Raw genomic sequence first — 15,336 nt, 5'->3', positions numbered from 1 at the left:
GCGATTCCCGGCGACCGATGGGGTCGCCGGGAATCACGCACCCGCGAAACGAGGGGGGAAAACCGTTGTACCGGTCGGTGGGGATAGCACTGCTGCGGTCGGCCACGCAATCATCCACAGTGGACACAGCGGTGTGTCCAGATCTCTCTGATTGGTCACCGCTAGACCTTGCACAGTGGCACGAGTGGATTCGGAACGTCTGGGAAACCGCGACGCTGGCCCCGGCAATCGAGGTCGCCAGCCCGGTGCTTGCTCGACAGGTGGAGCAGGTTCTCGCCGGTCAGCCCGTCACAGCACGGGAACTGCGGAGCCTTGTTGTGACTCTATTGCGCTACTTGCTGCGCTGCAGGAGCAGAGCGACGCCATTCGGACTGTTTGCCGGCATCGCGCCGGTTAGATTCGGTCCCCATCTTGAGCTCTGCAACGACCTGGAACTTCACGCCTCGGCCCAGGTCGATGCGGAATGGCTGACTGAGGTCGTGCGTCGTCTGCAAGCAATGGCAGACGTTCGCCGCGCGTTGCCGGTGGTCGCGAACAATCTGTTGTTCGTCCGCGACGACCGACTCGTGATCGGGTGCCACCGGCATCCGACGTCCGCCAGCGGTGCCGGCGAGACCTCCATCCGCTACACCAAGCCAGTCCAGGCCGCAGTCGAAGCAGCGCCGACACCAATCCGCGTGGCGGATCTGATCGACAACCTTGAGGCCAGCTACCCGTCGACACCTCGACCACGAATCGAGGCGTTGATTTCGGGCCTGATCGATCAACGGGTACTGCTCACCGCCCTGTACCCGCCCGTGACCTCGCCGGATCCGCTGGGACACGTGTTGGAGGTGTTGGCCCTAGCGGGTGTCGACGACCGTCCAGAGGCTGCGGAACTGGTGGGGCAACTGCGAGCGATCCACGCGGGACTGTCCGAACACAACGCAGCGATCTCCGAGGCCGCACAACGCAACCTGCGCGGGTCAGTCTCGGCGCGGATTACGAACGTCCATCCCAGCGACCGGCCACTGACTGTCGATCTTCATCTTGGCCAAGCCGTGACGATTCCTGACGATGTCGCTCGGGAAGTCGAGGATGCTGCGTCGGTGCTAGTCCGCCTCAACCCGCATCCGTCGGGTGCGCCGGTCTGGCAGGACTACCACGGCCGCTTCGTCGAACGCTACGGCCTTGGGGCCTTCGTGCCGTTGATCGAGCTGGTGCACTTCGACACCGGCCTGGGGTTTCCCGCCGGATACCGCGACTCGATGTTCCCTCCGCCATCGCCACAGCCGCTGTCCGACCGTGACGTCGCACTGCTCGGCCTGGCACAGACCGCAGCGATGGAGCAACGTCGAGAGGTCATTCTCGACGACCTTCTCATCGAACGCCTGGAAGTGGCCCAGGCTGACCACATCCAGCCGCACACCGAACTGCGCTTCCGCGTGCACGCGTCGACGCAGCTCGCACTTACGCATGGCCAATGGGAACTTGCTGTTGCGGGCGTGTCGCGCACCGCAGGAGCCACCATCGGCCGGTTTCTGTGTCTACTTGCTCCCGAGGACCGCGCGGACCTGATCACTGCACTGGCCGCGCTTCCCACGTCGGTGGACGGGGCATTGCCGACGCAGGTGGCCTGTCAGCCGTTGCGATCTCGCGCGGAAAACGTCACCCGGCACCCAGTTGTGCTATCGCATGTCATTGCGCTGGGCGAGCCGCACAGCGGTGGTGGCGAGACGATCGCAATCGACGACCTTGTGGTGACCGGGGATGCCTCGCGCCTGTACCTGATGTCCCGATCACGGACGCGCGTGCTGGAGCCGACGACTTTCAGTGCACTGGAGTTCGTGCACGCCGCCCATCCGCTGCTGCGGTTCCTGTGTGAAATCAGCACCGCCTGGTCGGCCGCATGTGTGCCGTTCTCGTGGGGCGCAGCCAACCATCTACCGTTCCTGCCTCGCCTGCGGTACCAAAACACGATCCTGTCTCCAGCCCGGTGGAATGTCACGAGCGCTCAGTTGCCACCGTTCGGCGCTGACTGGTCGACGTGGGCCGATGCGGTAGCGCAGTGGCGCAAGACGTTCGATGTGCCGGACGGGGTGTACCTGGGCGACGACGACCGACGAGTACTGCTTCACCTCGACGACCCTGCACACCTTCACTTGCTGCGCACCGACCTCGAACGTGCGGGACACGTCACGCTTCGGGAGGGGCCTCCGCCGTCGGCGTACGGTTGGTGTGGCGGACGAGCCCATGAGATCACTGTTCCGTTGGCAGCAACCAGCCCGGCCCAGCCCACACCGCTGATGCGGAACCCCAGCTCGTCCGCGGCCGTCGGCGTGCAAGCGGGGCATCTTCCGGGCGATCCAGAGTCCGGCTGGCTGTACGCCAAGCTGTATGCCCACCCGGATCGGCACAGCGACCTTCTCACGAAGCACCTTCCCCGGCTGCTGGGCAACCTCGACGGCGCGCCCCAGTGGTGGTTCATTCGTTACCAGGACCCACAACCGCACATTCGACTTCGCGTCCGACTCGCGGACCCTGACGCGTTCGGCAACACAGCTGGGCAAGTGGGCTCCTGGGCTGCCGAGCTACAGCACCTTGGCTTGCTCGGCAGGCTCCAGCTAGACACCTACCACCCAGAGGCTGGCCGTTTCGGCGGCGGACTCACCCTCTCGGCTGCGGAAGCGGTCTTTGCGGCCGACTCCGCCGCTGCCGTCGCGCAACTGGCCGCCGGCGATGCCGCGCACTTGCACTCGATCACCGCAGCCAGCCTCGTCGACCTTGTCATCTCGTTCACAGGTAGCCGTCAAGCGGGCCTGCGCTGGCTAATCGAGCACGTCGAGCGGATCTCTACACCCAGGCTCGCGCGCAGCCTCCAGGAACAAGCGATCGAGCTGTGCGACACCGCCAAGAACTTCTCGGCCCTGCGGGCGCTTACAGGTGGCGATCTGATTGCCGCCCGCTTGCAAGAGCGTCAATCCGCAGTGGCCAAATATCGTGACGCTCTTGCCTCCCATGAGACGACCACGGTGGCGCAGCAGGCCGTGTTGCCGGATCTCCTGCATCTGCATTGCATTCGTGTCGCAGGGCCCGACCGCGAAGCTGAGATCGTCTGCCTCCGTCTTGCCCGTGCCGCCGCACTGAGCTGGATCAACCGAGGAGCACGATGACCACCGCATTGGACACAACGGCGGCGCTGATCGAGCGACTGGCCAACCTGGACGCACTCTCATCCCTGCCTACAGGCTGGAGGCGTGGGCCGCAGTCCCTTGGAGGCGGCGCGGCTGGGATCGCCCTGCTGCATATCGAACGCGCCCGCTCGGGCCTAGGAAGCTGGGACACCGCGCACGCCTGGCTGTCGGCAGCTGTCTCCGATGAGCTCACTGCGGGGCCGAACGCGGGGCTGTTCTTTGGCACGCCAGCCCTTGCCTTCGTCATCCACACGGCTGTCGACCGATCGGGAAAGCTCAACGGTGCGCTCCAGAAACTCGACAGCGGCACCGTGGATCTGACTGGACGCCGTCTGCGGCAAGCCCACGCTCGGTTGGACCGGACGGACCGGCCGCCAATGGCTGAGTTCGACTTGATCTGCGGCTTGGCGGGGCTCGGCGCTCACCATCTGCTCCATCAGCCCCGGCACGAGATCACCACCGATGTCCTGTCCTATCTCGTGCGCTTGAGCGAACCCCTTGCCGAACACGCCGATGGACTGCCCGGATGGTGGACTGATGTCGGAACGACAGGTGCTGTGACGCCTGATTTTCCAGGGGGACACGGCAATCTGGCTATGTCACACGGCATCTCCGCACCGCTCGCGCTGTTGTCGTTGGCTCTGCGCCGAGGAATCGTCGTGGACGGGCATCGCGAGGCGATCACCCGAATCTGTGCCTGGCTCGACAGCTGGCGCCAGGACGACAATTTCGGTTCCTGGTGGCCCGGCTTCGTTACCCCAGCCCACGTCGAGAACCGCACCGTGTCTTCCAACAGTAGGCAGAAGTTGTCGTGGTGTTACGGCACTCCAGGGATAGTGCGTGCCCAACAACTCGCCGGACTCGCGTTGGCAGATGTCGAACGGCAGCGGCTCGCCGAGAACGCGATGCTGACCTGCCTCACCGACGCCAGCCAGATCGACCGCATTCGGGAGGTCGGCCTATGCCACGGCATCGCCGGCGTCCTCCAGACCACCTGGCGCATGGCTTCTGATGCCCTGACACCAGCCCTCGCTGCACAGGTGCCGCGGCTCGTCGACGCGCTGCTCCACCGCATTGTCAGCTCACCGACCGCGACTGCGGAGTTTCTCGACGGGGAGGCAGGTGTCGCACTTGCCCTGCACACGGCGGTGACCGACACAGCGCCCCAGGGCAGCTGGGACAGCTGCCTGCTGTTGGCGTAGCCACCCGACAACCCGAGGATCAAGCATGAGCCAGAACAACGAGCCTCACCGGGGCAACAGAGCTTGGCATCAGGTGCTCGTCCGTTTCCCCGACTACGACACCGCTCAGGACACTGCAGTCATCCACCTCGCACCGATCCTCAAGATTGCGGAGGACCGCGGGCTGGTTGCTTCCTGGTTCTTCACCCGCAAGAAGCCCTGCTGGCGACTGCGATTCGGCCTTGATGCGGACGACAACTCTGGTTTCGAGTTCGTCCACACGCGACTGGATGCACTCGTCGAAGGTGGTCACGTGTCCTCGTTGACCAAGACGATCTATGAACCGGAAGTGCACGCCTTCGGAGGGTCCGACGGTATGGCTGTGGCACACAAACTCTTCCATGCCGACAGCCGCCAGGTCCTCACGCACTTCCGAACCGAGAATGCGGTGATCGGACGACGGGAACTGTCTGTTCTCCTGTGCAGCGCACTTCTTCGTGGCGCTGGCCAGGACTGGTACGAGCAGGGCGATGTCTGGGCACGCGTCGCGCAACACCAAGCCCCGCTGGTTGCCGACGCACCGCCTACTGGCAGACAGCATCGCCTACAAGAACAACTACGGCGGCTCATGATCACTGACACGTCACCGGATGGTCCACTGTTTGCTGCCACTGGCTCGCTCGCTGGTCTCGTCGGTTGGTTCGCCGCGTTCGCCGACGCCGGCCAAGCACTAAGGGTCCTCGCGACCGAAGGAAGGCTAGAACGAGGCTTGCGGGCCGTACTCACTCACCAGGTCCTGTTTCACTGGAACCGCCTGGGACTTGATCCGCACACCAAGACATTGCTGGCGAACTCGGCCGCAGGCGCCATATTCGCCGACGGTTCTCCTCCGGCGGCACCCTCGCGACAGGACATCGACGATCAGGCCACCAAGCAGGAGTAGCACGTGCGCGACCTCTCGAGCGATGAAGCCACCGCCCTCTCCAGACTCAGGGAGATGGTTGCATGGTTCCCTCTTGTGCCTCGCGGGCGGCCAGCAGCCCGATCACTGCCAGTGCGCATCGACGAGGTCCACAGACTCGCAACTGACCCAGCGGGCACCGCGGGACAAAGCCGACTGGCCCAACTGACGCAGGCGCTGAACAAGGTCGCGCTTATCGCCAGCGACTGCGGACTCGCTGACCTGGCTCGCGAGTTGTGCTGGCGACAGTTCACGACCTTGCAGGCCGCCGCGTCGCTGCCTGCAGAGGCGGCGCAGTACGCCCTAGAACCCATCGTCAACCTCGGGCGGCTCGCAACACGGCGTGGTGACGGGGGTACGGCGTACCAGCTCTATCAGGACACCTACCGAGCCGTGACCACCGGCACCAGCACGAACATCGATGGCCACGACGTGGATTTCGGCGATCTCGCCCCGCAACCCGATGGGCGGCAGAATCTACAGCGATTCCTCCAAGCAATTCTCGTTGCTGACGGCACCCGTGCACTCACGACGGCAGGGTTGTGGGACCGTGTTCTACCGCACCTGCAGCGCTGCAACGGCGTCAGCGAACGCATGCTCGACGGCCGGCAAGCGGCCGTTCTCGCCTATGCCATGTGTGGTTGCAGTGAACAAGCCCTCGCCCTGATCGACTCTGCCGACACACCAATGCCCTGGGAACGCGCCGTCGCCGCGTGCCTGCGCACACTTTGTCTGCGCCTGACAGGCCGTCCGGCAGAGGGCACGGTGACCGCCATGATCGACGCCTATCAGGCCTTGCCGCTGAATCCCGCTGCCGTCGTGTTCCACACACGTCTCGGTCTATGCGTAGGTGGACTCGCCGCAGCAACCTGTTCGGCAGCGTCAGAGGAGATCACGACGAATCTTGTCCGTCTCGCTGTCCAGGCAAGTGATGCACACGCCGCTGACCTGCTCGCCCGCTGCTTGTCCAATGCTCGCACGGAGTCCTTCGGGCTGTCGCTCGCGTGCATCATCGAGGATGCAGGACTCAACCAACAAAGGATTCCACAGGGGTTGCTGAGCTCCCTGACCTCTGCTGCCGAGCTCGCCCAAGCGGCTCTTAGCGAACTGATCGCTGACGGGACGTTCGACCTCCGGCCTGGATCTGACGTTTAGACGTCAATCCATACAAAGGAAACAAGTCGTGACAACTAGCGCACTCCTCTCTTACTCGTCTGAAGACGACGAGGCTGCACACGCGCTGATCACCAAGCAACTGAGCGTTCGCTACGAGAGCAGCGCGGTATGGGCGGCTCTGATGTCTAGGTCCTACGTCGAGCAGACACATCGGGTGCTGTAGCCATCGGCACCTACGTCGATGTCACCCCGCGGTCCGAGCAGAACGGCAACGCGGTCGAGTAATCGTCCACTCTGGACACTCCTTCTCTCATAGGATAGCTGTGCGTTCGCTTACAAAGGTTAACGAGTCGGAGCGCTCCGCGTGGTTGCGCAAGGTCGGCGGGGAGCTACGTGCCCACCGGGAGCGCCGGGGCGTGAACGTCGAAAGCGTGTACGTTCGAGGGCGCTCTCGCTCGTGGAGCATTCCCGTCGATGAGGTTGTCGGCCTGGAGGCCGGACGTCATTGGGTCTCGCTGACCGACCTGTTCGGGTTGTGCGAGTTCCTCGATGTCGACATGTGGGGCCTGCTCTGCGACAGCTACCGGTACGTGCTGAGTGCGAAGGGGCAGCTTCCGCCGTTGGCGTTCGAGATGAGCAGAGACATCTTCGGTGTCGCCATGGCGTACCTGTGGGTAGGGCTGCCAACATCCACTCTGGCCTTTGTCGAGTGGTGTTGCCGACAGCCGCTGGATTGCGTCTGCGGCGCTGACTGTTCTTGCGCGTGCGAGGGCTGCCATCTCAGCCGTCGTCAACGCCAGGCACTGCTCCGAACGTGGCGCCCGCGACCTTCGGCACTGAACGAGCTGTCGTTACCGGCGGACGACGATCCGGATCAGGTGCCCACCAGCGACTGACGAAGGCTTCACGTGTACCACGACGTCGATCGAGACTCCTACCGCCGCGCGATGGCGGACACGCTCAAAACACTCCTGGAGCGCTCTGGCCTGAGCTACAACGAGACAGTAAAACGCGCGGCCTTGGCGCGGGGCGCGCTCGGCAAGTTCATCGTCGCCGACATGGTGCCGTCGATGGAGTCGTTCGTCCGCCTCTGCGCGGCGCTCGACATCAATGTCTTTACGGCACTCCTGCAGGTCTACGAGACATGCCTTGCAGCACAAGGAAAATTGCTCCCGGCTGACTATGACGAGGTTCCGGGCCGTCACGAGCTGGCCGCCATGCTGGCCTTCGCCGGGGCTCCGGTCTCGGCGATGTCCTTCGCGCACTGGTGCTGCAACAAGGCCTTCGGCTGCCGGTGCGCGCCACAGTGCACATGCTCCTGTGCCGGCTGCCATCTCACGGCAGAGGAGCAGGAACTCGTTTTCGAGGTCTACCGCCTGTCGCCGCCTGCCCCCGGCTGACAGGCGCTGCCGGGGCAGGACTCTCCAGGGAGGAGGCCCTGCCCCCTCCTTACCAATCACATCCGGCCAGGAGGACTCACGATGACATCCACACCAAGGCGTACGCTCAAGCCCAAACCCGGGACTCTTGACCTCACGCTCCCGGAGCGCGAGAAGTACCTCGCCAGACTTGCCAGGCGTTACAAGAACGGGGAGAGCATCCGGGCCACCGCCAGGAGCATCGACCGCCCGTACGGGACCGTTCACCGGTGGCTGTCCGAGGGCGGAGCCCAGTTCTGGCCCCGTGGCGGCAGCAACCAGAAGCCGATCCCGACGACGTCGTCGCTGGCCGACACGCGCGGATGCTGATCTCATGGTGGCTGACCTACCGCGTCTACCGCGACGAACGGGCGCTGTGGGTCGCCGATGCGAAGGCCGAAGGGCTCAGTCTGTCGCAGATCGCCGTCTCGCTCGGCCTGCCGGAAACGCACATCGGCACGGTGTACCCCTGGTTGGTCCGCGGCCGATACCTCCAATACCGAAGAGCGCTGCCCGGAAGCGAAGGGGGAAACCAAGTTGACTGCCACTGTGGACTACACGCGCCACGACGACGCCGACCTGGTCGCGTTTGTACGCGCTGGGACCGTGGGCGCTTTCGGTCCGTTGTACGAGCGGCACGTCACCACGGCGACACGTTGCGCCCCCAATCTCGCGCGTTGCAGCGCCGAGGCTGACGCGCAAATCGCAGGTGGCTGACCGGTGTGGACGGACGCTCCGCTCTCACACAGGCCGGCACCGAGCCCACAGCCTTTGTTTCTACGGCCAGACCGGAGTGCTCGCCGAGGCTGCTGCTCTGTATCGGCCCCGGCAGGCGGCCCGCACCACTTCCTGAATTCCTGACCGTAGCGCCTTTCAGAACGAAGAGAACTCGATGACGCGCGAGCACGATACTGACGATGAGTATGTTCCTTGCGGCACGGAGCAGATCGTTCATGACGACCTCCGGCTGAGCCACGACGCGGGTAGCGATACCGGTACCCGCTGGGCCTTGCGTGCGTTGGGGCATCAGCTGCGGGCGGAGCCAGAACTCGTTGAGCACTCCCTGCACATCATCACCACGCACGGCGACCGAGCTGTCGTCGCCGCGGCGAGCATCCTTGCCTCGATACTCCTCGAAGGTGTGCCCTGTGATCAGCTGACGTGGCCGATAGAGTTTCCTGTCGAGTTCACGGTTCCTGGCGACCTGGACAGTGACGATCGCGCGGCATGGCAGGAGAACGTGAAGGTCGCCTCGGCTGCGGTGTCGGCTTATGCGACACGGGATGCGGGCGCGATCCAGCAAGCCGCTGCCGTCATGTGCCGTGGTGGCGAGTCCGAGGTGTTGGCCGTTCTGGTGACAGCAGCGGTACGCAAGCTTAGCCGTCACGCTTCCTGGTTCGGAGAAGCGATGCGCGCTGCCGAACAGGCAATCGCGCCGAACCTGGTTGCTCCCGAGGGCAACACATGATCCTGCTTGCTTGCCTGTACAGCGAAACGATCCACAGTGGATGAGGTAAGCCTACGGAACCTTACCTCGCCCAAGCTCAATGCGAACGGTGTGGCGGGCACGCGGAAGGCTGTGGAGCGCAGGGATCAGCGGTGAGGAACACGAGAATCCGCCCGTAGTGTCCACCACAGCGACCACGAGGGGTTTGTTGCTCGCCGAGCGACAAACCCCTCTGCCGAGGACAGCGCCAACGCTTGCCCGCACCGGCGTCAACTCAATCTGAAGGCCCAGGCCTGCGATACGTCGAGGTCTCAGGAATTTGGTTGGCCGGTCGAGCACCACTGGTTACCGGGCGGGCCGCTGACGTTCGGCGGTGTGGTGACGTAGTAGGCGTTGACGACCTTGTGCGGCCCGTCCTTGTAGAAGGGGTTCTGACCCCAGGGCGGGACACACACGGTATAGCTGCTGCCAGTGTCCCAGTGGAGTTTGATGAGGATGAAGCTGTCACCGCAGTGGTTGTAGTAGCCGGTCAGCTCGCCTCGCGGCGGGTCGATCGCGTAGAAGCCGCAGACCCGTGGCATGACCCTGGCGGATGAGTTATCGCTGGTGTCGATCATGCCGACCGCGGTCGAGGCGAGGAGCATGCCTGCCGCGGTGAGCGCGCGTGCGGAGTTCACGTTCATCGGGTGATCTCTCTTTCGCTGAAGTTGCTGGTGCACTTCAGTTTTGGAGAGTCCACAACAGACTGACAAGGTGTCTTCTGTATCGCGTCAAAGAGAATACAGAAGACACTGCCTACAGCGGTTCGAGGTAGAGCGTTCCGCCCGCGGCCAACGTCTCGGCGACGAGCATGTCATTCGCGGTCTGCATCGCGGCCACGATCTGAGGCGCGCCGATAGGCGCGTAGCGCAGCGCGGCGATGAGGAAGACGATGTCGCCGTGAGGCAGCGTGAGCCGTGGTGTGGTGATGCGGTCGGTGCGCAGCGGGTAGGCGAGGACGAGGCCGAAGTCGCTGTAGAGGTCGGCGCCGAGTTCGTGTTCGGTGTGGCGCAGCAGGTCGACGGCGGCGTTGCTGGGCAGGAGCAGGTTGCACCACGGGTGCGGTGCGTCCCACAGCCCGGCGTTCCGGAGGAGGGGTTCGCCGTCGGCGAGCCGGTTGACGAAGTCCCAGTAGCTTGCGGTCTGGGTGTCGGCGTCGCGGAACGTGAGGTCGTCGAGGCGGCCGTGTCCGGCGGAGACGCCGGTGTAGGTGACCGCTTCCAGTTCGGCGACGCGCCGATTGTCGCGGATTTTGAGTTGTCCTTCGACGTAGTCGAAGGTGCCAGTGGTGACGAGGTGCTGTTGGTCGGCGGCGAGCTGGTCGACGGTGTCGTAGTGGAGTTTGTGCCACATCACGGTGTCCGGTGCAGGGACGAGGCGCAAGGTGGCGCGGGTGATGATGCCGTGGCGGCCTCGGCCGGCGCGTACTGCGTCGAACAGCTCGCAGTAGTGGTCCGGACTGCAGGAGACGATGTCGCCATGCGGAGTGACGACGTCGAGTTCGAGGACGTTGTCGGTTTGCGCGCCGTGGTGGTGGCTGGCGCCACCGAGGCCGCCGACCGACAGGGTCCCGCCGACGGTGAGCTCTAGATAGTCGGTAAGTACCGGTGGCGTTAGGCCGCGGGGCAGCGTCGCCCGCAGCACCTCGCTCCACCGGGCACCCGCATCGACGACCACGCGGTCCGGGCCGACATCGTGAATGCCGTTAAGCCGGTTCATGTCGACGACCACGCCACCCGGTGCCTGGGCCTGGCCGCCGGTCGAGTGGCCCCGGCCGCGGGGGACGACCTTGAGGCCATGCTCGTGGGCATACCGGACCACGGTGCTGATGTCAGCCGTGGTGACGGGGCGTAGTACTGCGGCGGGCGGGTGGTGGATGGTGCCGCCGTAGTCACGCGCGGCCCAGCGCAGCGTGTCCTGGTCGGTGTCGAGCGTGCCGATCAGTTCGGGCAGGGCCGCGAACACGTGAGGCACTACTGGTCCTCCTTCAAGCTGTTGATCATTTGCTGGCGTAGCTGTGTCGCGGTGGGTTCGGTGTTGCCGTTGAGCAGTTCGGCGGCGGCTGTCCACGCTTGGTGGGCAGCGCGCTGGTTGCCGCGGTCGGCTTGCAGGTCGCCGATGCGGCTGTGGATGTGGGCCTGGCTCCACAGGTCGCCGACGTGGCGGAAGGTGGCTAGCGCGTCGTCGAGGTGCTGCAGGGCGAGGTCGTACTCGCCGGTGGTTTCGGCCAGGCCGGCGAGCAGTGTCGACGCGCAGCCGGCGGACATGAAGTCCTCGGCCTCGTCGAGGGTCGTGCGCACGACGGTGAGCAGTTCGCGTGCCTGGGCGGTCTCGCCCAGCGCGGCGCGTGCCATCGCGAGGTGGGCGGTTGCGACAGCGTGTTCCCAGCTGTCGCCCGCGTCGTGGCTGACCTGGCGGGCGGTCTCGCAGTGCGTGATCGCGGCGGCGTAGTCGCCGAGCTGGCAGTAGGCCCGGCCGAGGCCGACGTGGCAGGCGGCGATGCCGCTGCGATCGTCCAGCTCGGCGCGGATGGTCATCGCCTCCCGGTAGAGGTCGATCGACGAGGCGGCGTCGCCCGCGTCGATACCGGCGTCGGCCAGCGTTTCCAGCATCCACGCCTCGGCGTCGCGGTGCCTACCCCGGCGCGCCATCGTCAGCGCGTCCCGCAACGCGGGCACCCACCAGGACCAGGCGCGCCGGTGGAACAGCATCTCGTTGATCACCACCGGCAGGTAGGCCACGGCTGTGATGTTCCACTGCGCGCCGCAGCGGACCAGACGGACGAGCAGCCGTAGCTCGTCCTCGAACCAGCGGATGGCGTCCGCTGGCCGACGAAATGTCAACGTTGTCACGTTGTGGCTGGGCAAGTCAGGCGGACGCCGTGGTCGGGAAGGCCATAGCAGCCTGGTCGCTTCCGCGCCGGTGCTCAGGTAGGAGTGGATCAGTCGCTCGAGGGCGGCGATGTTGACCTCATCGGGATTGTGCTCAAGGGCGAGTTCCTGGGCGTAGGAGTGGACGAGGTCGTGCATCACGAACTGGTCCTGCGCGGTCAGTTCGATCAGGTGCACGCCCGCCAAGGCGGACAAGTAGCCCAGCGCGAACTCCGGTGGGAGCTCGGTGAGTGCCGCAGCGGCCTCGACACGGATTGGCCCGCCGGGGTGCAGCCCCAGCAGCCGGAACGCGGCTGCCATCTTCGGGGGCAGCGTGTCGTGGGAGTAGGACAGCACCGTTCGCACGGCGAGGGTGTCGTCGACAGCGAGCACGTCGAGTGGCTGGCGCCGGGTGAGCTCGTCCGCCAGGGCGCGCAGCGGTTTGTTGGGCCACAGGCTCGCTCGTTCCGCCGCGATGCGCAGGGCGAGCGGCAGGCGTCCGGCTCGGTCAGCGATGACTTGTGCAGCGGCGGGGTCTGCGTCGAGCCGCGGGCCGACCACCGACCTGAGCAGCTCATGGGCTTGGTCAGCGGTCATGGGCTGCACGGTGATGCGGACCGCGCCGTGGTGTACGACCGCGCCCGACAGGCGGCTGCGGCTGGTGATCAATGCGAGCGACGTCGGAGAGCCCGGCAGCAGCGGGAGGATCTGCTCGGCGTTGAACGCGTTGTCCAGCACCACCAAGGTGCGGGTGCCCTCCAAGAGGGTGCGATACAGGGCGGCCCGGCCACCGAGATCGCTGGGGATCTCCGACGGGGTGGCGCCGAGCGAGAGCAGGAACGCGCCGAGAACAACCGATGGGTCTTCCGGTGGATCGGCGGCGTACCCGCGCAGGTCGGTGAACAGCACTCCATCAGGGAACTCCGCGGCGATCGAGTGCGCCCAGGTGACCACGAACGCGGTCTTGCCCACGCCCGCTGAGCCGTCGATGCCGATCACGCCTTCGTGCACAGCCAGGGCGGCTTCGGCCTCCTTGAGCACCTCCTGGCGAGGTACGAAGCCGCGCACTGCCGCCGGTAGCTGTGCGGGGCGCACGCGCTCGCGCGTTGTCCGGGAACGGGGCTTGGGTACGACAAGTTCGGCAAGCCTGCCGCGGGCACCGAGGGCCTCATCGATCGCCGCGGCGACCTCCGGGCTGGGCACACTGCGGTCGTGTTCGAGGTTGCTGAGATAGCCACGGCTTACGCGGGCCACGGCGCTGAGCTCCGTCAGCGACTTCTTCTGCGCATCGCGCAACTTGCGCATTCGCTGCCCGAACGTCTGGCCATTCGTTTGGGTATGCACATCCCGTGCTTCCAAGGTGGTGTGGATAACTGTCTTCTGTCTCTTGTTCATCGCGATACAGCTCCCCCCTAGCGGTTCCCCCGTGTTGCTGCCAACACTGAACGTTGTCAACTGACCACAAACAGTGGAAACAGCAGGTCCGAGGAGGTGAGGGTATGCAGACCACTCGTTGCTTCGTCACGTATTCCAAGCAGTCAGGCATGCAAAGTCACCCGGTCGAACGACGACTTTCGTCGAAGACCAGAAAGATGTTCGGCTTTCGTGCCCTCGATGGGAGCCGCGATGTCGAACTGGCCGACCTACGGATTGCTCGGCGCTGTTGCCGGCCCTGCCGTGACTGTTCTCAGCAGCTACATAGCGCAGTGCGTGCCGCTGTCGTGGGGCTCTATCGTCCAACGCGAGTGGGTGGCGATGCTGGCTGCCAGCGCCCTGTTGAGTGCCACCCTCGTACAGGCGACCGAACGACACCCAGCATCGGCAGGCGCGCTGGCGTGGCTCATGATCATCGGTCTGTTACTCACCTTGACCGACTGGGTCAGCCACCGGCTACCGCACCGCATCGTCGGTGCTCTCTTCAGCGGCGGCACGGTCCAGTTCAGTCTCTCCGCGCTTGTTCAACACGACATCGGGCCGCTGCTCCGCGCGGGTGTGGCCGCAGCCGCGGTGTTCGCAGTTGGACTGGTGATCTACACGAGCTCGTCGGGGCTGGGCTTTGGAGACGTGACGCTCTCGACGACGATGGCGTTCTTCCTCGGCTGGTACAGCTGGCGCCACGTTGCCGTCAGCTTCGTCCTGGCCCTCATGATCGCCGCAGTTGTCTCGCTGACGCTGATAGCCCGGAGACGTGTGCACCGCGGGCAGCCGATCGCGCTTGGCCCTGCGCTGATCTTCGGCGCGGTCTGCACGATCTTGCAGACGTGACGGAGGCCGGCTGATGTGCCTGCCCCTCCTTCACGAAGAAGACCCCGTGATCGCCTACGAGGCGCCGCGAGCACTGCACCGAGCCGTAGCACTGTTCACCCTCATCGTTCTCGTCGCCGTGTCCAACTACTTGCGTCCGGAAGTCAGCTTCACTCCGGGCGTGCCGGTCGGGGTGGACCTCGCACCCCCACAGGGGTCCACCCCGGCACCACCGTTCCCTTCTCTGGTCTGGAGGCCGCGATGAGCAAGGCCGTTCGTCTTCTCGCCTTGGGAGTAGCTCTGGGCACGCTCGGAGCGTGTAGCTCGCGTCCTGCTGACCCTGGGAAGGAGAACTCGACCACATCACCGCCTGCGGCATCGGCGGAAGCTTCTCCTGACGCAGCCCGGCAACAGGCGGTTTCTGCTTATCAGGCCATGTGGGCTGACTTTGCGGAGGCGGGCGCGACGTCTGACTGGCGTGCTCCTGGTCTGGCAAAGCACGCTGCGGGTACTGCGTTGAACAAGCTTACGAACAGCTTGCGTGCAGATCAGGAGAAGGGACTCGTGACCAAGGGGAGTCCCGTTCTAAATCCCAGCGCCTCCACAGTGGACTCATCGACCCAACCCCGAAAGGTGAGGGTCACGGACTGCGGCGACTCGACCAACGCTCTCAAGTATCGCAAGGACAGCGGTCAGCTCGCTGACGATGTGCCGGGCGGCAAGCGGCGCATCACCGCCACCGTTGAGAAGCAAGCGGACGGGACGTGGAAGGTGACTGACTTCGGCGTTCTCGATCTGGGGACGTGTTAGCGATGCACCGCATGTCAGCTTTGGCAGTGCTTACCGCAGTAGGGCTGTACGCAGGAACGGTCCCTGCTCTGGCCGAC

Annotated in this window: 13 protein-coding genes; 10 read left to right on the top strand and 3 right to left on the bottom strand. The window is 65.1% G+C overall.

Features of this window, described 5'->3' with window-relative positions; all coding sequences use genetic code 11:
• Positions 1-17 precede the first annotated feature (17 nt).
• The 8 genes from ABZV40_RS34840 to ABZV40_RS34805 all read left to right on the top strand — a co-directional run bounded on the left by ABZV40_RS34840 (position 18) and on the right by ABZV40_RS34805 (position 9,317).
• Positions 18-3,152, top strand: coding sequence for a lantibiotic dehydratase (locus ABZV40_RS34840; RefSeq protein WP_355451497.1), 3,135 nt, complete (start codon positions 18-20; stop codon positions 3,150-3,152).
• Positions 3,149-4,375, top strand: a complete 1,227-nt coding sequence (locus ABZV40_RS34835; protein ID WP_355451494.1) for a lanthionine synthetase C family protein — start codon at positions 3,149-3,151, stop codon at positions 4,373-4,375. The genes ABZV40_RS34840 and ABZV40_RS34835 overlap by 4 nt, the downstream gene beginning before the upstream one ends.
• A gap of 25 nt (positions 4,376-4,400) precedes the next feature.
• A complete protein-coding gene (locus ABZV40_RS34830) occupies positions 4,401-5,297 on the top strand; it encodes a thiopeptide-type bacteriocin biosynthesis protein (protein WP_355451491.1) in 897 nt (298 codons plus the stop codon).
• Positions 5,298-5,408: 111 nt separating this feature from the next.
• Positions 5,409-6,470 carry a hypothetical protein gene (locus ABZV40_RS34825; RefSeq protein ID WP_355451488.1) on the top strand — a complete coding sequence of 354 codons (1,062 nt, stop codon included), beginning with the start codon at positions 5,409-5,411 and terminating at the stop codon, positions 6,468-6,470.
• Positions 6,471-6,847: 377 nt separating this feature from the next.
• A complete protein-coding gene (locus ABZV40_RS34820) occupies positions 6,848-7,327 on the top strand; it encodes a hypothetical protein (RefSeq protein WP_355451485.1) in 480 nt (159 codons plus the stop codon).
• 12 nt (positions 7,328-7,339) lie between these two features.
• The gene (locus ABZV40_RS34815) at positions 7,340-7,831 is read left to right on the top strand and encodes a helix-turn-helix transcriptional regulator (protein ID WP_355451482.1); all 492 of its coding nucleotides are present in this window, start codon (positions 7,340-7,342) and stop codon (positions 7,829-7,831) included.
• A gap of 81 nt (positions 7,832-7,912) precedes the next feature.
• Complete coding sequence (locus ABZV40_RS34810) at positions 7,913-8,179, top strand: helix-turn-helix domain-containing protein (protein WP_355451479.1); 267 nt, start codon at positions 7,913-7,915, stop codon at positions 8,177-8,179.
• Positions 8,180-8,741: 562 nt separating this feature from the next.
• Positions 8,742-9,317 carry a hypothetical protein gene (locus tag ABZV40_RS34805; protein WP_355451476.1) on the top strand — a complete coding sequence of 192 codons (576 nt, stop codon included), beginning with the start codon at positions 8,742-8,744 and terminating at the stop codon, positions 9,315-9,317.
• Positions 9,318-9,607: 290 nt separating this feature from the next.
• Here ABZV40_RS34805 and ABZV40_RS34800 read toward each other — a convergent pair whose 3' ends face one another.
• From ABZV40_RS34800 to ABZV40_RS34790, 3 genes are all read right to left on the bottom strand, one after another.
• Positions 9,608-9,979: a DUF6355 family natural product biosynthesis protein gene (locus tag ABZV40_RS34800; RefSeq protein ID WP_355451473.1), complete on the bottom strand. Its 372-nt coding sequence runs from the start codon at positions 9,977-9,979 to the stop codon at positions 9,608-9,610.
• 112 nt (positions 9,980-10,091) lie between these two features.
• Positions 10,092-11,300 (bottom strand): FAD-binding protein, encoded by a 1,209-nt coding sequence (locus ABZV40_RS34795; RefSeq protein ID WP_355451470.1) that lies wholly within the window; start codon positions 11,298-11,300, stop codon positions 10,092-10,094.
• An 8-nt stretch (positions 11,301-11,308) separates the two neighbouring features.
• The gene (locus ABZV40_RS34790) at positions 11,309-13,600 is read right to left on the bottom strand and encodes a helix-turn-helix domain-containing protein (protein ID WP_355451467.1); all 2,292 of its coding nucleotides are present in this window, start codon (positions 13,598-13,600) and stop codon (positions 11,309-11,311) included.
• Positions 13,601-13,819: 219 nt separating this feature from the next.
• On the opposite strand from ABZV40_RS34790, the gene ABZV40_RS34785 reads away from it, so the two are divergent.
• Both ABZV40_RS34785 and ABZV40_RS34780 read left to right on the top strand, forming a co-directional pair.
• Entirely contained in the window at positions 13,820-14,470 is a 651-nt protein-coding gene (locus tag ABZV40_RS34785; RefSeq protein ID WP_355451464.1) for a prepilin peptidase, read from the top strand.
• 612 nt (positions 14,471-15,082) lie between these two features.
• Complete coding sequence (locus ABZV40_RS34780) at positions 15,083-15,259, top strand: hypothetical protein (RefSeq protein ID WP_355451461.1); 177 nt, start codon at positions 15,083-15,085, stop codon at positions 15,257-15,259.
• Positions 15,260-15,336: the final 77 nt, after the last annotated feature.

Source organism: Lentzea sp. NPDC004782, assembly GCF_040609115.1.
GTDB lineage: Bacteria > Actinomycetota > Actinomycetes > Mycobacteriales > Pseudonocardiaceae > Lentzea.
Note: the sequence above shows the minus strand (reverse complement) of the source record. Positions and strands in the feature narration are given on the sequence as shown.